Genomic DNA, 25,033 nt, shown 5'->3' with positions numbered 1-25,033 from the left:
TTGAAGTTAGCTATCAGCTTTTTTTCGTTTAATTCCAAATTAGTAGTATTATATAATTAATGATTTTTATGAAATATGATAGATTGGAGTAAAATTATGAAGTCAGAAACAGCAGATGAAAAATATACTAGAATGATAGAAACACCAGTAAAAAAACTTATATGTACACTAGCAATACCAACGATGATAGGCATGCTCATTACATCAATATATAATATGGCAGATACTTTTTTCGTAGGTAAAATAGGTACAAGTGCTACAGGAGCTGTGGGAATAGCTTTTGCTCTTATGGCTATAATACAGTCAATAGGCTTTACTTTTGGAATGGGCTCTGGAAATTATATAGCAAGACTTCTTGGAAATAAAAGAAGAGATTATGCATCAAAAGTTGTAGCAACAGGATTTATTACAGCCTTCTTGATAGGAATTGTTCTTGCTATTATTGGAACAATTTTTATAAAACCAATAGTATATATTTTAGGAGCAACAGATACAATATATCCATATGCAAGAAGCTATGTTCAGATTATTTTAATAGGGATGCCATATATGATGGCGTGTTTTGTAATGAATAATATTTTAAGATTTCAAGGAAGTGCCTTTCATGCAATGCTTGGAATTGGTTTAGGAGGTCTTTTAAATATTATTCTTGATCCAATATTTATATTTAGATTTGATATGGGAGTAGCAGGAGCTGCACTTTCTACTATAATTAGTCAGCTTGTAAGTTTTTTTATTCTGTTTCATTATTGCAGAATAAAAGGAAATATAAAAATAGAATTTAAAAATTTCACCCCTAAATGGACTTTATATAAAGAAATTTTAAGAGGAGGACTTCCATCTTTTTATAGACAGGGGTTAGCAAGTGTATCTACAATGATTTTAAATTTATCAGCAGGAATTTATGGAGATGCTGCAATTGCGGCTATGTCTATAGTTACTAGAGTATTTATGTTTGCAGGTTCTGCAGTTATAGGATTTGGACAAGGTTTTCAGCCAGTATGTGGATTTAACTATGGAGCAAAGAAGTATGATAGAGTTCTTAAAGCATTTTGGTTCTCTGTTAAAGTCTCTGCGGTATTTCTTATATGTGTTTCTGCACTTGGAATTGTATTTGCACCTAATATAATATCTGTATTTAGAAAAGAAGATTTAGATGTAATAAACATAGGAAGTGCAGCATTAAAATTTCAATGTATATCGTTCCCTTTTGCATCATGGATAATAATAACTAATATGCTTCTTCAGACAATAGGAAAATCTTTCAAAGCATCAGTAGCAGCTCTTTCAAGACAGGGAATATTCTTTATTCCTGCAATTATTATTTTTCCACGTATTTTTGGACTTACAGGTATTGAAGTAAGCCAGACTATAGCAGATATATGTTCATTTTTACTTATATTGCCTATGGGAATAAGTGTTATTCGTGAATTAAAAGATAATTATAGACAGACTTATAAATAATATTTAGAAAAAAATCTGTAAGCGTTTAAAAAAAATCATGAGAAAATCAAATTGACATGAGAAATGTACAAAATAGTAAATAAATATACAAAAAACACAAAAATAAAATGATATAATGAATTTGCAATTAAGAAAAAGAACAAAATATTATATATAAATAATTTTTATTAAAGGTGGGAAAATTAATGGTAGAAAAAAACATTAGCGAAATCTTAGAAAAGAAGTTTAATAAAACAATTAAAGATGCAACTAACGAAGAAATATATTCAGCATTACTTCAGATAACTAAGTCTGCAGCAAAGAAAAAGGGATATAACGATAAAGGATCTAAAAAATTATATTATATTTCAGCTGAATTTTTAATTGGTAAGTTATTATCTAATAACTTAATCAATTTAGGACTTTATGAAGATGTAAAAGATGTATTAGCTGACAATGGTAAAGATTTAACAGAAATTGAAGAAGTAGAACTTGAACCTTCATTAGGAAATGGTGGTCTTGGAAGACTTGCAGCATGTTTCCTTGATTCTATAGCAACATTAGGATTAAACGGAGACGGTGTTGGTCTTAACTATCACTTTGGATTATTCAAACAAGTATTTGAAAACAATAAGCAAAAAGCTACTAAGAATCCATGGCTTACTGATGAAAGCTGGCTTGATAAGACAGATATTAAATTTGAAGTACCATTTGGAGGATTTAAAGTAAATTCAACACTTTATGATATAGATGTTACAGGATATGATAATAAATGTAACAAGCTTCATTTATTTGACATTGATACAGTTGATGAATCTTTAGTTAAAGAAGGAATTGACTTTGATAAAACAGATATAAAGAAGAACTTAACTTTATTCTTATATCCAGATGATAGTGATGATGCTGGAAGATTACTTAGAGTTTATCAACAATACTTTATGGTAAGCAATGCTGCACAGTTAATTTTATTAGAAACTGAAAAAGCAGGATATGATTTACATAAGTTAGATGAGCATGTAGCAATACAGATCAATGATACACATCCATCAATGGTAATCCCAGAACTTATAAGATTACTTGGAGAAAAAGGAATTCCAATGTCTGAAGCTATTGAAATAGTTACTAAGACTTGTGCGTATACAAACCACACAATTTTAGCAGAAGCATTAGAAAAATGGCCAATTTCTTATCTTGAAAAAGCAGTTCCACAGTTATTACCAATAATAACTGAACTTGATAATCAGGTTAAACTTAAATATACTGATAAGAAAGTTGCTGTTATAGATGATAATAATTTAGTTCATATGGCAAACATGGATATCCACTATGGACATAGTGTAAATGGAGTTGCAACACTTCATACTGAAATATTAGAAAAAGAAGAATTAAAGAATTTCTATGATATTTATCCAGAAAAATTCAATAATAAGACAAATGGTATTACATTTAGAAGATGGCTTCTTCACTGCAATAATGAACTTGCAAGCTTTATCACTTCATTAATTGGAGATGGATACAAGAAAGATGCAAGTAAGCTTGAAGATTTAGGAAAATTCGTAAATGATAAAGAAGTATTAAATAAACTTCAAGAAATCAAGCAGAATAATAAGAATGCATTAAAGAAGTATATTAAAAAGACAGAGGGAATTGATATTGATGAAAATTCAATATTCGATATTCAGATAAAGAGACTTCATGAGTACAAGAGACAACAGATGAATGTACTTTATATAATCTATAAGTACTTAGAAATTAAGAAAGGTAATAAGCCTACAAGACCAATTACAATTATATTTGGAGCAAAAGCTGCACCAGCTTATATAATTGCACAGGATATAATTCACACAATCTTATGCCTTCAGGAAATTATTGATAATGATAAGGACGTAAGCCCATACTTAAAAGTTGTTATGGTTGAAAACTATAATGTAACTAAGGCTTCAAAGTTAATTCCTGCATGTGATTTATCAGAACAGATTTCTCTTGCATCTAAAGAAGCAAGTGGTACTGGTAACATGAAGTTCATGTTAAATGGTGCTTTAACTCTTGGAACTGAAGATGGAGCTAATGTTGAAATACATGAACTTGTTGGAGACGGAAATATCTACATTTTCGGTGAATCAAGTGAAAAGGTAATTGAACATTACAAGAAAGCAGATTACGTTTCTAAGAAATACTATGAAAAACCAGAAATTAAGAGATTAGTTGACTTTATCACAAGTGATGAAATGCTTAAAGTAGGAGACAAAGAAAATCTTACAAGATTACATGACGACATAGTTAATAAAGATTGGTTCATGGCATTACTTGATGTTGAAGATTATATAGAAACTAAAGAAAGAGCATTCAAGGACTATGAAGATAGAGATGCTTGGAACAAAAAGACATTAATTAATATAAGCAAAGCTGGATTCTTCTCAGCAGATAGAACAATAGAACAATATAACAATGACATCTGGAAATTAAAATAATAAATACCTAGATAAAAGAAGATGCTGCACAAAATAAAGTGCAGCATCTTTTTTTAAATGACAAAGCACAAATGACAAATGACAAATTAGGATGTTTCTGCTCAAAATCACAGAAACCCCAAATTAATGGACAAAGCACAAATGACAAAGGACAAAGATGGATGTTTCTACTCAAAATCGCAGAAACGTAGAATTTATTTAGCTTTCGCTTCAGGCGAAAGCTTTAATTTTTTGCGTTAAATCGCAAAAAACCATAAAATGAAATTCCTGCGGAATTTCCACCACATTTGTCAATTGTCATTTAGAAATTTGTCATTTGTATCTGTTCTTTGTTACTATTTGCTTTTAGCATTAAGTTCATTTTTGGTAATTACTTTATCAATAAGTCCATATTTCTCAGCTTCTTTAGCTGTCATAAAGTTATCACGTTCTGTATCTTTTTCTATTTGTTTTAATGGTTTACCTGTATTTTCAGATAGAATTTTGTTTAGACGAGCTTTGCTCCTTAAAATAGAGTCTGAATAAATCTTTATGTCAGTTGCTTGTCCTTTTATTCCGTTTCCTCCGATTGAAGGTTGGTGAATCATTATTTCTGCATTTGGAAGTGCAAATCTTTTTCCTTTTGTACCACCTGCAAGAAGAAATGCACCAAAGCTTGCGGCAAGACCTATGCATATTGTTGAAACATTACATGAGATATACTGCATTGTATCATATATTGCAAAGCCAGCAGTTACTGAACCTCCTGGGCTATTTATATATAAATAAATATCTTTATCAGGATCTTCTGATTCTAAGTATAATAAATCAGATACTATAACGCTTGCAGCGGCATCTGAAACTTCTTCACCAAGAAAAATAATTCTATCAGCAAGAAGTCTTGAATATATATCATAACTTCTTTCTCCACGGCTTGTATGCTGTATAACATTTGGAATTAAAGTACTCATAATTTTAACCTCTCCTTTATTAAATTGATTAGCATATAATAACTATTATACTACTATGTTAAATAAAAAGTTATGCTCTAGCTGAAATTTAAGTTCCTATATTCTGAAGGTGAAAGTCCTGTAAACTCTTTAAAAACTTTATAAAAATGACTTTGATCATGAAATCCTAAAGTCATTCCAATTTCAAGAATACTTTGATTTGTAGTTAAAAGCAGAACTTTAGCTCTATCAATTCTTATTTTTTTTGCATATTTCATAATAGTAATTCCCATCTGCTTTTTAAAACATGCAGAGATATATCCTTGTGAAAGATTAAGATCATCAGATAGTTCTTTTAATGATATATGACTTTCTATATTTAAATGAAGATGTTTTAAAATTCTATTAATAACAAGGTTATCTGTTACTTCAAGGTCGTTAATCAGTACATTAAGATACGTGTCTGCCATTTTAAGTTCAAGATCTTGGAGCTCTTTTAAAGAATTTAATTTTGAAATCTCAACATAGAACTTATTATATATTGGATGAAGATATTTTTTTAAGACGCCGTTTTTAGCAATTTCTCTTGTGTACATTGCATTCCATATTATAAGGTCGTTTTTTTTGTCAGTTATGGAAATTTCATCTGGAATTTCGCCTTTTTGTTTTTGTCTAATTGTATATAATATGTCTGGTTTTGCTCTTACCTCAATGAGAAGAGATATTCTATTATTAAATATATTGGGATCTGAAATAAATGAATTATCCATTTTTATACCTCTCTAATTAAAATATGATTTATATACATATTATATTAAAAACATACAAGAAGAATCAAGTGTTGAAATAAAATATTAGTTGATGTATAATAGTTAAGCACTTAATAATTAAACGCTTATTAAAAGGAGGTAATATTTATTTTTAAACTAATAGATTTATCATACAGGCTTGCAAGGATACATCTTTTAAAAAGAATTTCTCTAAATTTTGATACAGACAAGCTTGAAATATATCCAAAGCAGCTCCCATTATTAGAATTTGTTAAAAAAAATAGTGGAACAACTCAAGTTGAAATAGCAAACGAGCTTTTGGTTACTCCTGCATCGATTGCATTATCTACTAAGAGGCTTGAAAAAGCAGGACTTATAGAAAAAAAAGTAGATGAGAACAATTTAAGATGCAAAAAAATATATATTACGAAAAAAGGAATAAACCTGTCAGCTAAATGTAGAAAAATATTTGATGATTTTGATAAAAAGATGTTTGATGGAATTAATGAGGATGAGCTTCAATATTTAAAAGAAATTTTAGATAGAATACTATTAAATCTAGAGAATATAGATTCAGAAAAAGAATATTCTAAATGTTCAATGACTGGATTAATGCAGATATTAAAATCAAAAAAGAAGAGGTGAGAAAAATAGTTAAAAAATTAATGGATTGCCTTGATAAAGAATATCGAAGGTATGCACTTTTAACTCCTGTTGTAATGATTGGGGAAGTAGTAATGGAAGTAGCATTACCTTTTATCATGGCTAGAATTATTGACGTAGGTATTCAAAATAAAGATATTACATATATTACAAAAATGGGAATATTGATGATTGTTATGGCGCTATTATCTCTTACATTTGGAGCTTTAGCAGCAAGATTTTCAGCAATTGCAGGAACTGGATTTTCAAATGGAGTAAGAAAAAAGTTATTTTATAAAATTCAAGAATTTTCTTTCTCAAATGTAGATAAGTTCAGTACACCATCTTTAGTTACACGTCTTACAACAGATGTAACTAATCTTCAAAACGCATTTATGATGGTAATTAGGATTATGGTTCGTGCTCCTATGATGCTTGTTTGTGCAATTTTTATGTCTATATATATTAATGCAAGATTATCACTTATATTTTTTGTAGCAGTTCCTATTCTTGGAGTAGCATTTTATTTTATTTCAAAAGGAGCATTTCCAAGATTTAAAAGTATGCTTAAGAAATATGATAAGATGAACGCAAGAGTTCAGGAAAATCTTGTAGCAATAAGAGTTGTAAAGGCTTTTGTACGTGAAGACTATGAAATTAAAAAGTTTAATTTTTCAGCTGATGAAGTAAGAAAAGCACAGCTTCGTGCTGAAAAAATAATAATTTTTAATATGCCTATAATGCAGCTTGTTATGTATGGATGTATGATAGCAGTTTCATGGTTTGGAGGTAATCTTATAATCTCTCAAAACATGCAGACAGGACAACTTATGAGTTTTATAAGTTATGTAACTCAGATATTAATGTCTCTTATGATGATTTCAATGATATTTGTAATGCTTGTTTTAACAAGAGCTTCAGTATCACGTATAATTGAAATATTTGATGAAGAAGTAGACATTAAAAACAATATTAAAAACCCTAAAAAAGAAGTTAAAAATGGTTCAATTAGTTTTGAGAATGTAACATTTAAGTATACGAAAGAATCAGAGAATGTAGCACTTTCAAATATAAATCTTGATATAAAATCTGGTGAGACTATTGGAATTATAGGGGAAACTGGTTCATCTAAATCTACTCTTGTACAGCTTATTTCACGTTTGTATGATGTAAATGAAGGAAAAATATTAGTTGGAGGAGTTGACGTAAGAGATTATGATACAGAATGTCTTAGAAATTCCGTAGCTACTGTTCTTCAAAAAAATGTATTATTTTCTGGAACAATAATTGATAATTTAAGATGGGGAAATGAAAATGCAACTGAAGAAGAAGTAATAAATGCATGTAAAGATGCAGATGCTCATAATTTTATTATGGGATTTCCTAATAAGTATAAAACTGACTTAGGTCAAGGAGGAGTAAATTTATCAGGAGGACAGAAACAGAGATTATGTATTGCAAGAGCTCTTTTAAAAAAGCCTAAGATAATTATTATGGATGATAGTACAAGTGCAGTTGATACAAATACTGACAGCAATATAAGAAAAGCACTTAGAAAGAATTTAAAGGGAACAACTACAATAATAATAGCTCAGAGAATATCATCTATCTCAGAATGTGACAGAATAGTTATGATGAGTGATGGTAAAATAGATCAAATAGGAACTCATAAAGAACTTTTGAAAAATAACATGATATATAAAGAGATATATGATTCACAGCAGAAAGGAGCGCAAGAGGATGCCTAGACACGGGAATATGAAAGCAGGTCCAAAGCCTAAAAATGCAATAAAGACATTTAAAAGAATTCTAAGTTACATGAAAGAATTTAAGTTTAGACTATTTTTGGTAGCTATTCTGATAATAATAAGTTCAGCTGCATCTATAGCTGTTACTTATTTTTTAAAGCCTCTTATTAATAATTATATAATCCCTTTTATTGGGAAACAAAATCCTGATCTTTCAGGTTTTATAAAAATGATAATAATTATGATAGGTATATGTGTTTTAGGTTCAGTTTCTACTTATATATATAATAGACTTATGATTCAGATATCTACAAAAAGTTTATATAAAATAAGAACAGATATGTTCGATAAAATGGAAAAACTTCCTATAAAATATTTTGATACACATACTCATGGTGAACTTATGAGTAGATTCACTAATGATACAGATACGCTTCGTGATATGTTCAGCCAGAGTTTTACACAGTTTATAGCATCAGCAATAACAGTTACTGGGGTATTTATAACTATGCTTATATTAAGCCCAGTTCTTACAATACTTGTTGTATTAATGCTTGTTGTAATTGTTAAGATTATAAAAGTTTTTGGAAAGAAAAGCAGCAAATATTTCTTAGAGCAGCAGAAAAAAATGGGAAAATTAAATGGATATATAGAAGAGATGATGGATGGACAAAAAGTCATCAAAGTATTTTGCCATGAAGAAAATGTTAAAAAAGAATTTGATGTTATAAATGATGAACTTAAGGTATCTGCAAGAGAAGCGAATACATTTGCAAGCATTCTTATGCCTGTTATGAATAATGTTTCGTATGCACACTATGCAATTACAGCTATGGCTGGAGGAATACTTGCAGTATATGGAATGATGGATATAGGAACACTTGCATCTTTTCTTCAATATACAAGATCTTTTGCACAGCCTATAACACAGATTTCTCAGCAGTTTAATTCAATTATAATGGCTCTTGCTGGTGCTGAAAGAATATTTGATCTTATAGATCAAATAAAAGAAGCTGATAATGGATATGTTACTCTTGTAAATGCTAAGATTGATGAAGATGGTAATATTAAAGAAGTTTTAAATCACACAGGAATGTGGGCATGGAAACATCCACATCATAATGGTGTAGTTACTTATACTATGCTAAAAGGTGAAGTAACTTTAGATGATGTTTATTTTGGATACAATGAAAATAAAGTTGTACTTAAAGGAATTACTCTTTATGCAAAAAAAGGTCAGAAGATAGCTTTTGTTGGATCAACAGGAGCAGGAAAGACAACAATAACAAATCTTTTAAACAGATTCTATGATATACATGATGGAAAGATAAGATATGATGGAATTAATATAGATAAGATAAAGAAAGATGATTTAAGAAGAGCACTTGCAATGGTACTTCAAGATACACATCTTTTTACTGGTACAGTAATGGAAAATATAAGATATGGTAATTTAAAGGCTACAGATGAGCAGGTTATAGAGGCTGCAAAGTTAGCTAATGCTGATACATTTATAAACCATCTTCCTAAAGGATATGACACAATGCTTACATCTGATGGATCGAATTTAAGTGAAGGGCAGAGGCAGCTACTTTCAATAGCACGTGCTGCAGTTGCAGATCCTCCTGTTCTTATATTAGATGAAGCAACAAGCTCTATAGATACAAGAACAGAATATCTAATACAAAAAGGCATGGATAAGCTTATGCAGGGTAGAACTGTATTTGTAATTGCACATAGATTATCAACTGTACGTAATTCAGATGCAATTATGGTTCTTGAAGATGGAGAGATTATAGAAAGAGGAGATCATGATGCTCTTTTAAAGCAGAGAGGAAAGTATTATAGCCTTTATACAGGAATGTTTGAATTATCTTAAAGAATAAATTTATCAATAAAAACGGCTACATTTTAACTAAATTTGTTAAAATGTAGTCTCTTTTACCTTTTATGATAAAATTATAAAAAAAGACAATATATCCTTGATAATATATTGAAAAAATTGCCGAAAAATACTATAATATAGAAAAACAATATATTAATGTTAATTACTTTACAATTAGGAGGAAAATATGGTAAAAAACACAAGACTAAAAAATAAAAAATTAAAGAACAAATTATTATTTGTAACATTGCCGATTACTATAGCTTCATTATTAGTAATTTCAGCAGTGTTTTATTTTTTTACAAAAAATGAGATAACAAATTCTACTGAAAAACTTTTAACGCTCACAAATGAAAATATTTCATCTAAACTTGGTGAACATATGAGAACTATTTTATCAAATTTAAATGTTATTGGAGATAATATAGAAAAAAAAGGCATTTCAAAGGAGGATGTAGAGTCTTTACTTGGAAAATATAATTTAGACTGTGGAATATATGTTTATTATCCAGACGGTCAATGTCGTCAACTTAGTAGATTAAGCTATGCAAAAATAAATTGAAAGAAATCATTTTTGATGTCTATTTTAATTTATCTTAAAAAATGGTACACTAAATAAATCCACTGGATAAAGTGAATTTTAAATATGTATTTATTTATATTTAATATTAAAAACAGGATTTAATATTATGATGGTGCTTTTTTCTTGGATGTTTGTTTTTGCGCTCACAAGATCGGTTGCAACGTATTTGTGAGCGTATTTTTATAGCTTTTTCAAGTATTAATTCTAACAGCTTATTTCTTAATCTAGATTTAACTAATAAAGCTATAATTCGTTTGAATACCTGTCCCAAAATAAAATTCCTATTTGATTGATATATTGAATTTAAATCTTTATCCTTATTATCATTTGATATCGCAGCATCGGCATCTTTTTTTATAAGAGCTGCAATCATCGATAAATAAATAGAAACGTAAAAATCTTGCTTTATGGCAATTGGCTTAGTACCTGAAAATTCTTCGATTTTAAGACTGCATTTTAATTCTTTATATTTAGATTCAACGCCCCATCTTAAGAAATAGAGTTCTTTGAATTTTAAAGGCGTAATAGTATCATCATAGATGTTAGTCACTAAAGTTTCTGTCACCTCATCTGACAGCTTAACTTTTACTACTCTTATTTTTTTTATTTCACCTTTAACTTTATATTTTAAAATAAAGTCAGGGGAATCTATTGATTGTGCAAGTTTAAAAGATGTTGATACTCGCATTAAAAATAGTAATTCCTTGGAATTTAAATAATCAAACATATCATATGAAGGATAGCCTCTATCAAAAATAACAATGCTTTTTCGAGGACAGAATTTATCTCCTATTGACTCTATATGTTGTTTTGCAATATGTCTTTCACTTGTCTTATATTTAGTAATTCTAGAATCTACAATAATGTCATTTAATACATCATATAAGGCTGACGCCGTCGCAATAGCAGTTCTTGTCTTATTTTGATTACTGCTTAATCCAAAATATTCACCACATTCTTTTGTATCTGGCACTTGTAGACTAGTTCCATCTACAGCTAGAATATTAAAACCATTCCAAGTGTTTAAATTTTTATTTATACTATAAAATTTATCAACAAAAAGTCTGCATAATTCATTAAAGGCTTCTGGTGATATATTTTGTCTTGCCTTAGAAAATGCTTGTTTTGTTATTGACGGAAATTTTAAACATTTATGATCTTCAATAAAATTATCAATTTCAGAAGAGATGGATTTTCGCAATGCGGAGCAAATAAAATGAACCGTATTTGAAAAGGATAGTTTTCTATTCCTTGAGAATGAGTTACCTAAGCTGTATGCTTCTTTGTACTCACTTGAAGTAATTAAATCGTTTGTTTCTTTTAAAATTAAAGATAATAATCTAGTATTTTTCATAATGTAAAACCTCGCTATAAATTTATTTCTCTATAGCGAGGCTGCAAAATTTTCCACTATTGTCAAGTGTTTTTTTTATTAAATTATCATTTTCTCTTAAGTTGACGACATTGTCCAGACGGTACATGTATAAATTCTACAGGATTTGTTTATGATGGAGATATAACAACAAGAAATTGGTATAAGGAAGCTATATCACATCCAGATAAATTTCAATTTGGAAAAGTATATGAAGATGCTGAAAGTGGTAAGATGATAGTTACAGCTAGCAGAATGCTTAAAGATGGAACTACAGTTTGTGCAGATATATATCTTGATGAATTAAGTGAAAAGTATTTTCATAATGAAGAACTTAAGGGTTCATCTATTATGCTTATAGATACGGATAATGACTTTGTTTTAGCATCTAAGAATGTAGATGAAATAGGTAAGAGCATAGATGATATAGATGAGCATTTTATAAAGCAGACTTTAGATCAGACAAAGCCTACATCTGTAGGAGAGTATGTGTGTGATAACACTTCAATAGATCAAACAAGCTTTAAAGTAGTAACTTACATAGAATCAAGTGTACTTTTTGAAGGATTAAATACAATCACAATGGTAATACTTGCAATAATGATATTTATGGTAGCTATATGTGTTATAGTAGAAAGCTATTTAATCACAAAAATGATAAAGCCACTTAAGGAAATAACAGATGTACTTGGAAAAATGACAGAGGGAGATCTTACAGCTGAAATTAAAGTGAAGACAAACGATGAAATAGGCATGATGTCACATGCTTTAAGAAAATATAAAACTAATATGAAAGAGAAAGTTAATAAACTTCTTAATCATTCTGAAAATCTTCAAAATAAGAGTGCAAATGGAGAAGAATTATCAAAAACATTATTTGAAGAATCAAAAACTCAGTCAGAGTCAATGAAGCAGTTAAATGAGACTATGTCACAGATATCACAAAGCGTCACAGATGTTGCACAAAATACTGTATCACTAGCAGGTTCTATGGGTGAATGTAATGAACTTGGAGAAGACATTAATAATAAAATAGGTGAAACAATTAACGTATCAAATGTAAGTAAAAAGAATATGGAAAGCCTTAAAAATGCTATCTCCGATATTGATACATCAATGATAACTTTAAGCAGTAAAATTTCAGATGTATCAGAAGCAAGTAGAAAAATGGGTTCTATTATAGAACTTATTAAAGAAATAGCAGAACAGACAAATCTTTTATCATTAAATGCAAGTATAGAGAGTGCAAGAGCAGGAGAAGCAGGAAAAGGCTTTGCAGTTGTTGCAGATGAGATTAGAAAACTTGCAGATAAGAGCACAAATGCAGCTCAGGATATTGAAAAGTTAATATCTAATATAACTCAGTATATAAGTGAAACAGATACTGCAACAAAAAAAAGTGTTGATTCAGTTTCATTAAGCAAAGATGTTACAGATAATGCTATGAAGTCATTTGATACAATATTAAATGAAGTAAATATGACATCAAAGCATACAAAAAATATTATAAAAAAGATATGGGATTGTTCAAACATTGCAACAAATATATCTTCAATTTCAGAAGAGCAAAGTGCAAGTGTTGAGGAAGTCTTAGCAACATTTGAAACATTAACAGAGTCAGCAAATAAGATAACAGAAAGTAGCCATGAAGTAACTGAAGATTCAAAAGGAACATTACATATAAGTAAGGATTTACATGAATTAATGAGTGACTTTAAAATAAAATAGAAAATTTAATAAAAAATATATCAATGTTTAGAAGCTCCATAGCTAATTTGTTATGGGGCTTTTAAATAATATACTATTTAAAAATTTTAAAATTATAATAAAAAAATATGTTTCATTTTGTAATATGATAAAAAATTAAGAAGTTTATAATGTATATTTGAATAATCTTAGTGTATAATATATATAATAATTACTTTACAAATTTTTAACATGATAGGAGGATGAAATTGAGTACAAAGAGCAGAATTGAAAAAAAGAATGAAAAGCATGCTCATCATAAAAAAAGAAAAAAGTCGGTTTCTATATTTTTAGGAGCGTTATATATATTCGTATTTTTACTTATTACAACACCTATGTTGTTTTTTTTCGGACCATATCAGAATACAAGAAAAGTTTTTTTAAATACACTTTTGGCAACAAGACATGCATATCTTATAACTGATATATTTTCTGAGGAAACAATAGATAAAATGCTTGGAAATAATGAAACTAAAGAAGAGGATACGTCTTCTGAAGTTCAAGATATGGACAAGATAAAAGTTGAGCATACTATAGGAAATAATATATCACGATATGATATAAAGGATAATCCTAGATTTTATGCATATATACTTGAAATTGAGAATCCAAAATCAGTAAAGGTAGCTATGACAAAATATCTTGGGAAAGTTGGACAAAAGACAAGTGAGATGGCAGAAGAACATGATGCAATAGCAGCTATAAATGGAGGAACATTTAAAGATAAATCATCAGATGGTACAACATATGCAGGAACAGGTGGGCAACCAGGTGGATTTGTAATTTCAGATGGAAAAGTTGTTTTTAAGGAAGACGATGAAGATAAAAAAGAAAATGTAGTTGCATTTACTAAAAATGGCGAGCTTATTGTAGGTGATCATAGTATAGAAGATCTTAAAGATCTCGATGTTCAGGAAGCTATGTGTTTTAGAGGACCTACTTTCCTAGTAAATGGAGTTCGTCAAATAAAAGATAAGATGGAAGAAGGGTATAACCCAAGAACAGCAGTAGGTCAAAAAGCAGATGGAACAGTTATATTTTTAGTTATTGATGGAAGAAAAATAAGTTCTCCAGGTGCTACAATATATGACGTTCAGGAGATTATGAAAAGCAGGGGTGCTATAAATGCAGGTATGCTTGATGGTGGATATTCTTCTACAATGTATTATCAAGGTGAGGTAATAAATTCTCCTAATGCATGGAATGGAGAAAGAACAGTTGCAACAGCATTCTATGTTGAATCTTAGTATTAAGAAAGGAGATATATGAAGTTATGAAAAAATTTATCAAGTTTCTTGCACTTACACTTATTGCAGTAATTATACAAAATGGGATATTTTTGTTTATTGAAAAAGTTTACTGCTCTACAGATATTACAACTAAAGCAGAAAAAGTTGAAATGGATGATCCAAGTGCTAATTTAAAGAACGAAATACAGCTTAAAGATGGAGTAGAAGGAGTTAAAGTATCTACAGATGGACGATTTATAGCCTATGCCGAGGATGGAAAATTAAAAGTATATGATATAAGTGATGAATCGGAAAAAGAATTTGAAAATATTTATAGCAAAAATGATAGTTCATCTTCAGATGACTCAGATAAAGTAAGCGATAAAGATAAGACTAATACAGAAAGTAGTGCAAGTGATAAAACAGATAAATCAAAAACAAGCACTTCTTCAAAGAGTACTACATCAAAAGAAAAAGTAAAAGAAACAGAGCAAAAGATAGAGGAGAAAAAAGAAGAAGAAAAAGAAAAAAATCAAGAAATAATAAATGAAGAGAAGAAAAATGAAGAAACTCAAAGCGGAAGTCCTGTACAGAGCGATTCTTCGAATACAAATGAGTCTATAAGTAAAGAAAATAGTCCATTAAAAGAAAATAGTAAAATAGGTTTTGACGAAGATATAGAGAATGTTAAGCTATATGCGTCTTCTTCAGATAATGATAATAGTACTATTGATGCTCAGATAGTTTATTATAAATGGCTTCCTAATGAAAGTAATATGATTATAGTAAGAAAAATAAAGGAAAATGGAAGTTATTATTTTGAACCTATATCATTTGATGCTAAAAAAGGTGTATCGAGAGAACTTACTGATTTTAATTTAAATAAGATAAGAATACAGTGCCAAAGTAATGATGATACTGTTGATGATGTACAGTTTTCAACATCAACAAGTAGTCTTTATATAAAGATAAAGAAATCAACAGGTAGAAGTAATCTTTATTATTTAAATATAATGAATGAATTAAAGAGAGTTAAAAGTAATATAGAAATAGGAAATATTGCAGTGCCAACAACTGGAGTTAATGCTGTTATAGAGACCGGATCTCAAATAAATGTAATAAATACAAATGATAGTGTTAAAGTACCAAATGTAACAAGCCCTAAGATATTAGGTAACGATTTTAATGATAATATATATTTTGGTAAAGAGGAGAATGGCAAAATTCAGGAAATATATTATGCTGATTTCTCTAAGGATTCATTAAGTTGGCAAAAAATGGTCTTAAAAACACCAATAGATAGGAATGACATAATAGTAGAATATAGTACAGGAAGTATATATTGTAATTCTAAAACAGAAAAAGTTGTGACAGAATTAAAATCAAATAAACAGTTATCTTATAATGGAGAAGTTATTCAAGGATATAAAAATGGTTTTATTACTCTTGACGGAAATGTTCTGCTAAAAAATGAAATGAAATAATTAATAAAACTGCCTTCGATAGATTATAAGTCAATTGAAGGTAGTTTTTAAGTTATATCATCTTTAATTTACTATTTGAATTAAATCTTAGATTATTGGTAATAATAATTTGAGGTTTAACTCAATTATAAATTTTAGAAGGTAGATATATATGTATAATAAAGATATAGAAATAATAACAAAACTAGCTCAAAGAAAGTATGATAATGCAGATAAATATCCTGTTAAATATATAATGAGGGCAGTAGTTACAGGATTTTATGTAATTGTTGCTATAATTTTATCATATACAACAGCAGGAATATTAAATCCTAAATATCCAGAAGTTGCTAGAGTTATAGTTGCAGCAACATTTTCTCTTGCACTTGCTCTTATTGTATTTTTAAATGGAGAACTTTTTACAGGAAATAATCTTATTATGTCTAGTGGAATATATGCAGGTAAAACCACATTTAAAATGGCTTTTAAGGTATGGGTATATAGTTATATAGGAAATCTTATAGGAAGTATTATAATTTCATATATTTTCATAAAAAGTGGAGCATCATTTAATATAATAAGAGATTATATTGAACCTATAATAAATGCTAAGCTTTCACTTACTATTTCTGAACTTATTTTAAGAGGGATGTTATGTAATTTTATAGTATGTCTTGGTTTTTTAGCTACTATAAAAATATATTCAGATAGTGGAAAGCTTATTATGATGTTTTGGTGTGTATTTGCTTTTGCAATCGCAGGCTTTGAACACAGCATTGCTAATATGGGGATTTTTTCAGTAGGATTTTTTGCACTTCATAATATTTCATTATTAGAAGTGGTAAGAAATATTATATGGGTAAGTGTAGGAAATTTAATAGGTGGAGGAGTTTTACTTGCTTTTCCAACTGTATTTATAAGTGTAGAAGAGTAAAATTTAACTTTTACAATAAATTATTAATAAAAAATAGATGGGGAGAGAATGGTTAGAGTAAAATTACAATCGGATAAAAGAAATAATGTTAAACTTAAAATAAAAATTTCAAATAATGATGCTCAGAATATATTTTTAAAGAGAGCTTTATTAGAGGGAAAAGAATTAAAAAATGATAGATTTTTTAATTATGAAATACCTTTAAGATTTTTAAAGCCTGTCATTACAATTTTATCAAAGAAAGATATTTTTTTAGATAAAAGGAGTCTTTTATCGTTTATACAGTTCTCTGATATTTATGATGAAGAGTATTACTATCAAAGTAAAATAAATCCGAAGTTTCTTAAATTATGGAGAGAAAACGGATGTCCTGATATATATAAAATAGAAATAGATAAAGATACATTAAAAATAGTTTCGAAGGTTATTATATCAAAACCGAAAATAAATCTGGGGGGATAAAAAATTAAATATGGACATTAAAGAGCAAAAGCATCAAATAAGACATGAAATTTTAAAGATTAGAAACAATCTTAATTCTGAACAAAAAGAAAGAGCTGATGAAATAATTAGAAAAAAATTCTTATCATCAGATACATACATAAAAAGTAGTAAAATTTTTATTTACATATCATATGGATCAGAAATAGATACAAAAGAAATAATAAAAACTGCATTAAAAGATGGAAAAGAAATATTCATTCCACGAACAGACATAAAAAAGAAAGTAATGGATGCAGTAAGAATTAAAGATTTTAAAAATCTTACGAAAGATAAATATGGAATATTAGAGCCAGCATCCAATATAAAAGCTGCTGATCCAGATATTTTTGATCTAATTGTAGTACCTGGAGTTGCTTTCGATAATAAAGGAGGCAGAATTGGATATGGGGGAGGGTACTATGATAAATATTTAAAATGTATATCTAAGCCTGTAAAAAAAGTTTCGCTTTCATATAAATTTCAGATGCTTGATAAAATTAACATTGAAAAGCATGATCTTTTAATAGATACTCTTATAACAGATTAATTTATTATATTAAACAAAAGGTGATAGACTTTGTATATTTATAATTTTTCATACTTAAAAGGAACAGATATCGAGAACTTTTATTATAAACTTCTTCAAGCTGAAGCTATATTTTTTAAAGATGAAAAAGTAGCAAAAATGATAGCAAGAAGTGTTGTAGAAGGTTTGCTTCGTGAAAAAGCTAAAAAAGCAGATATAGATTATGAAGGTGGAATTTCATTTATTATATCGAGCCTTAGACTCAATCCTGAAATTGATTTTCCTGTAAAGATTCAAAAATACATAGAAATAGTACGAGAAAAAACAGAAAATAAGTATAGTTTTGAGGATATTATGATAATACTTAATAATATACTTATATGGTACATTCGGAGTGATAAAAATTATATTTTTACTCCTTCAGTGTCAGTTGAAGATGAAGAAAAATATATATTAAAATTGAGAAATGAAATATCTATAAAAGAAATAGAAATTAATAAATTAAGACAGAAAATGATGCAGCAGATGGAATCGACTAATATAATTAAAATAAATGATACAATAATAGAAATAAAGAAATTAAAACAAAAATATGAAAACGAACTTAAAAATCATAGTGAGTATTTTCTTGATTATAAAAAACAATACTGCATAATTATTTCTAAAGTAAATAATTATTATTCTATATATAAAGATAATAAGAACAAAGAAAATATTATAAAAAACAATATTTTAAATATCGAATCAAAGCTTGTAAATTCAGAAGTAAGCATGAAAGAAATAAAAGATTATATAGAGAATTTAGAAATAAGTGATAATAAGCTTACTCAAAGATTATATTTTGCTAAAGAGAATATATCTATTATAAGAAAAAATTATAAAATATTAAAGTTTATTAGTAAAAATTTACAAGATTGTCTTGAATCGTATTGTTTTGCAGATAATAAGTATATAAAAGAGAAAATAAATCAAAAAATTGAAGATTTAAATTATTCATTTAAAACTAATTTAAGTAGACTTAATGACATTATAGATGAGTATATTATTAATTCAAAAGATTTAAAGAAAAGTGCATTTATATTAAAAAATATTGCTAGTGACAGCATGATTACTAATATAAGATATAAAGATTTTTTTAGAAGTTTTACTAATTTAGATGAGAGAAGAATAAAAATGCTTTATGTTCTTATTTCATCTTATATACCATCTATAGGAATTAAAAATATAATAAATAGACCTAAGATTGATGATATATATTTTTATATACAAAATGAAATGAGTAAGATAAAAAACATAAATAAAGATGAGATTCATTTAGTATTATATTATAAGATATTAAAAATTTCTAATGTGATGATATTTAATATAAAAAATAGAGGTAGCTTTATAAACTCATTAGATTCGATTGTGGATACATCACTTCAAATGTTTGCAGATAATATAGAACAAAATTTTATTTATGATAAAATAGAAATTTTAGAAAATTACTATATTAATATTTGTATATCGTTTTTTAAAAAACAGTCAAAAAATATATTTATAAGATTTTCTGATGAGGATATCAAGAATATAAGTTATAAAATAGAATTATTGGATAGCAAGATATTAACATCTATTTATAGAAATTTAGAAATAATGGGTAATTACACTTATAATATTAAGAAATTTATAGAAACTGATATTTTTAAAGTTATAGATATTTTAAGTGAGTATAATGATAAAAATGTATATAGAATAATCTTAGAAGTTTTATATAAAATATCTAAGATTATAGGAAGTGACAAGGGGATAGTATCATACTGTAAATGTAAAAATGCAGATGAATTTTCATCACTTCAGTTTATGGTGACAATGCTAGTTTTAGAAAATAGAAAAAATATAAAACAGAGTATTTCAAATTTATCATGTTGTATTCAGCTTATAGTTATGAGTATAGTAATTTCAGATGCTTTTAAAGAAGAATCAAATATTACTTTTTATGGTTATAATAGACTCATATCAATATGGAATGCTAAAAAGAAATTATATACTTCACTTAAAGAATCAATTAAGAAGAAAAATAGAGAGTTATATCATTATGAGTTAACAAGTATAAAAAATTATAGAGTAGAGAAGGAAAAAGAAATATTAATAAAAGATATAGAAAGTATGCAAAAGAAGTTAAACTTAATTAAGCTTACTTATGCTGATATAGATAATAATATATAAATATTGTATAATTGAAACAATAAAATAATTCAGGAGGGCTATATTATGAAAATAGAAACTAAATGTCTTCATTCAGGTTATCAACCTAAGAATGGAGAACCAGTGGTACTTCCAATTTATCAAAGTACTACATACAGATACGATAATACAAATGAAATAGGAAAATTATTTGATTTAAAAGCAGATGGACATATGTATTCACGTATATCTAATCCAACAGTTGGATTTGTTGAAGAAAAGATTGCAGAACTTGAAGGTGGGGTAGGTGCATTATGTACTACATCAGGACAGGCAGCATCTCTTATAAGTGTGCTTAATATTGCTAAATGTGGAGACCATGTAGTTGCATCATCATGCATCTATGGAGGAACTATAAATCTTTTCAATGTTACATTAAAAAGATTTGGAATAGATTGTACATTTGTTGATCAGGATGCATCAGAAGAAGAAATTCAAAAAGCATTTAAAAGCAATACAAAGCTTGTATTTGGGGAAACAATAGCTAATCCTGCTATCTCGGTGCTTGATATCGAAAAATTTTCTAAAATAGCACATAAAAATGGAGTACCATTAATAGTTGATAATACATTTGCAACACCAATTTTATGTAGACCAATTGAGCATGGAGCAGATATAGTAGTTGAGTCAACTACCAAATATATGGATGGACATGCAGCATATATTGGTGGAGTAATTGTAGATAGTGGAAAATTTGATTATGCAAATGGAAAGTTTGAGGAGTTTACACAGCCTGATGAATCATATCATGGAATAATTTATAGTAAACAATTTAAAAAAGCAGCATACATAACAAAAGCAAGAGTACAGCTTATGAGGGACTTAGGTGCATATCCAACAGCAAATGCAGCATTTATGCTTAATTTAGGACTTGAAACTTTAGCTGTTAGAATGGAAAAGTATTGTAGAAATGCCGAAAAGGTTGCTGAATATTTAAATGGAAGAAAAGAAATAGAATTTATTAATTATCCTACACTAAAGAATAATAAATATAATTCATTAGCAAAAAAATATCTTCCACTTGGATGCAGTGGAGTAATTTCTTTTTCAATAAAAGGGAAGAGAGAAAATGCAATTAAATTTATGGATAATTTAAAACTTGCAGAAAATGTTGTACATGTTGCAGATATTCGTACATGTGTACTTCATCCAGCAAGCTCAACACATAGACAGCTTACAGATGAGCAGCTTGTTGCAGCAGGAATAACACCAGGACTTGTAAGGCTTTCTATAGGACTTGAAAATGCTGACGATATAATAGAAGATTTAGATAATTCATTAAACACATTAAATTTATAATATAAAAATGCAATGATAAAGGAATGTAATCTTAATCATTGCATTTTTTATTTTATATTTCTTTTATCTTATTTATTGCAAAGTTTATGGCATCTTCTGTTTTTTCTGTATTTTTACCTGCACCTTGTGCAAGGAAAGGACTTCCACCGCCTCTTCCATCTAGAATGGAAACAGCTTCTTTTAAAATATCGCCCATTTTAATTCCCTTAATATTTTTTGAACATGCAAATATAAGATTTGTTTTTTCTTGTGATTTTAAAGCAAATAAAGTGATGATGTTATCATTCTTTACTATTTCAGATGCAAGATTTGAAAGATATTTTGAATCTGAATCGGTAAAAATTTTATGAACCAAATTATACTCATTTATTTTATCTGATGAATTTATGAAATCTTGAGCTTGATACTTTATAAGTTCTGCATTTAATCTTTTGTTTTGCTCATTTGATTTTTTAAGTTCATTATTTAAATTATTTATGCTATTTAAAGCTTCATTTTCATTGCAGTTTAATAATTTACATATAGAATTTTGAAATTCATCTTTTTTATAAGAATCGTAAACTGCACGATTGCCAGCTAAAAATTCAATTCTTGTTCCTTCTTTATGTTTTTCATATTTTTTTATTTTTATAAGTCTTAATTCAGAAGTATTTGATGGATGAAGTCCACAACATGCATTGATGTCATATGTATCACCTATTTTTACTATTCTTATTTCTTCATCTGTCTTAGGAAGCGCTCTTCTTAAGTTAAGCTTTTTTAGTTCTTCTATAGAGGGAACAAATGAAAGCACAGAAAGTCCATTTGCAATTGCTTTGTTTGCATATTTTTCTGCTTCTCTTATCTGCTCTTCAGAAAATAGTCCGTAAAGATCAACACTGCTTATATCTTCTCCAAGATGTATTGCAAATGTATTTGCATTAAAAAGATCAAAGAAAGCACCAGAGAGAATATGCTGACCTAAATGTTGATGCATACCATCAAGTCTTCTTTCCCAATCTATTTTGCATAAAACATCTTTTGTTTTAGAAGGCTTTTTATCCACTACGTGATAAACAATTTCATTTTCTTCATATACATCTAATAAATTTGCGTCATCTATTGTGCCTTTGTCACAGTGTTGTCCGCCTCCTCCAGGGAAGAAAGCAGTTTTATTAAGAGTAAGTATTACTTTTCCATCTTTTTCTATTATTTCATTAACATCTGTTGTAAATTCTTTATCGTATTTTTTATCGTAATATATCTTTTCCATTTATATATGACTCCTTTAACACGGTTATATTTATACAACTAAATTATACCAGACAAGTAATAAAAAACAACGAATATAGAAGAAAACTTAATTTTTTTAACTAATGTATAAAAATACTGTATGTACAGAAAATAAAAGTGAATTTCATAGACAAGGAGTGTGTGATGTTATGTCTGTTTATCATATGGTTATTTATAATTTGTTTTTCTATTCTTTTTGCGGGTGGATTATAGAAGAACTCTATAGCCTATATTCAGTAAAATATTTAAGGAAAGATAATTTTTTAATTGGTCCTATAAAACCTATGTATGGTATATGTTGCACTTTACTATTATATCTTTATCAGAATTTTAGAATTAATTCTATTTTCTTATTTTGTCTGTGTTTTATTGTCCCTACATCTATAGAATATATAACAGGAATTGTATTTAAAATATACTTTCATAAGAAATACTGGGATTACTCCAATCTTAAAGATAATTATAAAGGAGTAATTTGCCTTAGATTCTCTATATATTGGACAGTACTTTTATATATACTAATAAATTTTATTCATAATTATATAAAAGATATATATTATTATTTTGATGACTATTTTTATCTTATATTAATTACTGCATTTTTACTATTTTGTACGGATTTTATTCTTTCTCTTATAAAGATAGAGAGATATAGGAAAAATTTTGTAAATATATTTAGAACCAATCAATTATATTATAAAAAAGTAGAATAAAAAAATCTGCAAGAGATAATATTTTATCTCCTGTAGATTTTTAATAGCATAATATGTTAATTAATTCTTTTTTAAATTATAAAGTGCTGCAAGTTTCTCGAAAGCTTTAAGAGATCTTTTTATTTCGTCATATGACTTGCAGTAAGCAATTCTTGCATATCCAGGACATTCAAAAGAAGAACCTGGAACTAATAATAAATTAAATTTCTTAGCATCTAAACAGAACTTCTTATCATCTCCGTTTGGACATTTAGGGAATAGATAAAATGCTCCTTGAGGTTTAACACATGTAAATCCTAAAGAAATAAGATGATTGTATAGTAAATCACGGCTCTTTTGATAAATACTTACGTCTACTTTTGTACCAAGAGTCTTTGCAATTACTCTTTGGAAAAGTGATGGCGCATTTACAAAACCTAAAATTCTTGTTGCAATTTTTAAAGAAGTTTTAATATCTTCTATATCATCCATTTCAGGATTTATAGCAACGTATCCTATTCTTTCACCTGGAAGAGATAGAGATTTACTGTATGAATATCCTATGAAAGTATTATTATAAAATTCGAATAAACATGGAACTTCTATTCCATCGTATGCAATGTCTCGATAAGGTTCATCTGATATTAAGTATATTGTAGTGTTAAATTCTTTTTCTTTTTCTCTTAAAACATCACACATTTTTTTAATAGCTTCTCTTGAGTATATTACACCTGTAGGGTTGTTTGGAGTATTTACTATTAACGCTTTTGTTTTTTTAGTTATTGCGTTTCTTAGTAAATCTGGATCAGGTTCAAAAGTTTCAGTATTTGTTGGTACAACTATTAGTTTACCATCAAAATTTTCTGTATAGCTTTTATATTCTCCAAAATAAGGAGCAAATGTTATAACTTCATCTCCAGGATTTATTATACTTTTTAATATTATATTAAGTCCTCCAGCAGCTCCACATGTCATAACAAGGTTGTCTCTGTCTAAATTCAGACCTCTTGTTTTATTTATATAGTTACTTATTTCATCTCGTACATCTTCATATCCTGAGTTATTCATATATCCATGAATAAAGTTAGGATTTTCTGTAGATAATATTTCAATTGCTGCTTTTCTTATAGCATCAGGAGGCTGAACGTTTGGATTTCCTATACTATAATCAAAAACATTTTCTTTTCCATATTTGTCTGCAAGTTTTTTGCCTTCTTCAAACATAGCTCTTATTACTGAATTATGTGAAGCAAGTATTTTCATTTTTTCTGATATCATTTATTGCACCCCCAATGATAAATTTAGATATATAATTCATTG

19 protein-coding genes are annotated in these 25,033 nt (G+C 27.9%); 14 read left to right on the top strand and 5 right to left on the bottom strand.

Annotated features, from left to right (window positions below; translation table 11 throughout):
• The first annotated feature begins 96 nt into the window (after positions 1-96).
• Positions 97-1,464, top strand: a complete 1,368-nt coding sequence (locus MTX53_RS11225) for an MATE family efflux transporter (RefSeq protein WP_244833870.1) — start codon at positions 97-99, stop codon at positions 1,462-1,464.
• Positions 1,465-1,649: 185 nt separating this feature from the next.
• On the top strand, positions 1,650-3,914 hold the full coding sequence (locus tag MTX53_RS11220; protein WP_244833869.1) for a glycogen/starch/alpha-glucan phosphorylase: 2,265 nt from the start codon (positions 1,650-1,652) through the stop codon (positions 3,912-3,914).
• A gap of 335 nt (positions 3,915-4,249) precedes the next feature.
• Here the strand turns inward: MTX53_RS11220 and MTX53_RS11215 are convergent, their stop codons facing one another.
• On the bottom strand, positions 4,250-4,864 hold the full coding sequence (locus MTX53_RS11215; protein WP_244833868.1) for an ATP-dependent Clp protease proteolytic subunit: 615 nt from the start codon (positions 4,862-4,864) through the stop codon (positions 4,250-4,252).
• A 77-nt stretch (positions 4,865-4,941) separates the two neighbouring features.
• Entirely contained in the window at positions 4,942-5,613 is a 672-nt protein-coding gene (locus MTX53_RS11210) for an AraC family transcriptional regulator (RefSeq protein WP_244833867.1), read from the bottom strand.
• Between the two features lie 141 nt (positions 5,614-5,754).
• On the opposite strand from MTX53_RS11210, the gene MTX53_RS11205 reads away from it, so the two are divergent.
• From MTX53_RS11205 to MTX53_RS11190, 4 genes are all read left to right on the top strand, one after another.
• Positions 5,755-6,258 (top strand): MarR family winged helix-turn-helix transcriptional regulator, encoded by a 504-nt coding sequence (locus MTX53_RS11205; RefSeq protein ID WP_348521813.1) that lies wholly within the window; start codon positions 5,755-5,757, stop codon positions 6,256-6,258.
• On the top strand, positions 6,207-8,003 hold the full coding sequence (locus MTX53_RS11200) for an ABC transporter ATP-binding protein (protein ID WP_244833866.1): 1,797 nt from the start codon (positions 6,207-6,209) through the stop codon (positions 8,001-8,003). Before MTX53_RS11205 ends, MTX53_RS11200 begins: the two co-directional genes overlap by 52 nt.
• The gene (locus MTX53_RS11195; RefSeq protein ID WP_244833865.1) at positions 7,996-9,882 is read left to right on the top strand and encodes an ABC transporter ATP-binding protein; all 1,887 of its coding nucleotides are present in this window, start codon (positions 7,996-7,998) and stop codon (positions 9,880-9,882) included. Before MTX53_RS11200 ends, MTX53_RS11195 begins: the two co-directional genes overlap by 8 nt.
• 193 nt (positions 9,883-10,075) lie before the next feature.
• Positions 10,076-10,450 carry a hypothetical protein gene (locus MTX53_RS11190; protein ID WP_244833864.1) on the top strand — a complete coding sequence of 125 codons (375 nt, stop codon included), beginning with the start codon at positions 10,076-10,078 and terminating at the stop codon, positions 10,448-10,450.
• A 106-nt stretch (positions 10,451-10,556) separates the two neighbouring features.
• Here MTX53_RS11190 and MTX53_RS11185 read toward each other — a convergent pair whose 3' ends face one another.
• Positions 10,557-11,825, bottom strand: coding sequence for an IS4 family transposase (locus MTX53_RS11185; protein ID WP_244833863.1), 1,269 nt, complete (start codon positions 11,823-11,825; stop codon positions 10,557-10,559).
• Positions 11,826-12,077: 252 nt separating this feature from the next.
• Here MTX53_RS11185 and MTX53_RS11180 point away from each other — a divergent pair, with 252 nt between their 5' ends.
• From MTX53_RS11180 to MTX53_RS11145, 8 genes are all read left to right on the top strand, one after another.
• Complete coding sequence (locus MTX53_RS11180) at positions 12,078-13,571, top strand: HAMP domain-containing methyl-accepting chemotaxis protein (protein WP_244833862.1); 1,494 nt, start codon at positions 12,078-12,080, stop codon at positions 13,569-13,571.
• A 227-nt stretch (positions 13,572-13,798) separates the two neighbouring features.
• Entirely contained in the window at positions 13,799-14,836 is a 1,038-nt protein-coding gene (locus MTX53_RS11175; protein ID WP_244833861.1) for a phosphodiester glycosidase family protein, read from the top strand.
• Between the two features lie 26 nt (positions 14,837-14,862).
• Positions 14,863-16,302 carry a hypothetical protein gene (locus MTX53_RS11170; protein WP_244833860.1) on the top strand — a complete coding sequence of 480 codons (1,440 nt, stop codon included), beginning with the start codon at positions 14,863-14,865 and terminating at the stop codon, positions 16,300-16,302.
• A 151-nt stretch (positions 16,303-16,453) separates the two neighbouring features.
• Entirely contained in the window at positions 16,454-17,215 is a 762-nt protein-coding gene (locus MTX53_RS11165) for a formate/nitrite transporter family protein (RefSeq protein WP_244833859.1), read from the top strand.
• Positions 17,216-17,263: 48 nt separating this feature from the next.
• Positions 17,264-17,677: a hypothetical protein gene (locus MTX53_RS11160; protein WP_244833858.1), complete on the top strand. Its 414-nt coding sequence runs from the start codon at positions 17,264-17,266 to the stop codon at positions 17,675-17,677.
• A 10-nt stretch (positions 17,678-17,687) separates the two neighbouring features.
• A complete protein-coding gene (locus MTX53_RS11155) occupies positions 17,688-18,245 on the top strand; it encodes a 5-formyltetrahydrofolate cyclo-ligase (RefSeq protein ID WP_244833857.1) in 558 nt (185 codons plus the stop codon).
• Between the two features lie 30 nt (positions 18,246-18,275).
• Complete coding sequence (locus MTX53_RS11150; RefSeq protein ID WP_244833856.1) at positions 18,276-20,432, top strand: hypothetical protein; 2,157 nt, start codon at positions 18,276-18,278, stop codon at positions 20,430-20,432.
• A gap of 45 nt (positions 20,433-20,477) precedes the next feature.
• Positions 20,478-21,749 carry an aminotransferase class I/II-fold pyridoxal phosphate-dependent enzyme gene (locus MTX53_RS11145; protein ID WP_244833855.1) on the top strand — a complete coding sequence of 424 codons (1,272 nt, stop codon included), beginning with the start codon at positions 20,478-20,480 and terminating at the stop codon, positions 21,747-21,749.
• 52 nt (positions 21,750-21,801) lie between these two features.
• Here MTX53_RS11145 and MTX53_RS11140 read toward each other — a convergent pair whose 3' ends face one another.
• The gene (locus tag MTX53_RS11140) at positions 21,802-23,001 is read right to left on the bottom strand and encodes a DHHA1 domain-containing protein (RefSeq protein ID WP_244833854.1); all 1,200 of its coding nucleotides are present in this window, start codon (positions 22,999-23,001) and stop codon (positions 21,802-21,804) included.
• 793 nt (positions 23,002-23,794) lie between these two features.
• The gene (locus MTX53_RS11135) at positions 23,795-24,991 is read right to left on the bottom strand and encodes a pyridoxal phosphate-dependent aminotransferase (RefSeq protein WP_244833853.1); all 1,197 of its coding nucleotides are present in this window, start codon (positions 24,989-24,991) and stop codon (positions 23,795-23,797) included.
• Positions 24,992-25,033 lie beyond the last annotated feature (42 nt).

Origin of the sequence: Clostridium sp. BJN0001, from assembly GCF_022869825.1 — a bacterium.
Taxonomy (GTDB): Bacteria; Bacillota; Clostridia; order Clostridiales; family Clostridiaceae; genus Clostridium.
This window is presented reverse-complemented; position numbering and strand designations above follow the sequence as displayed.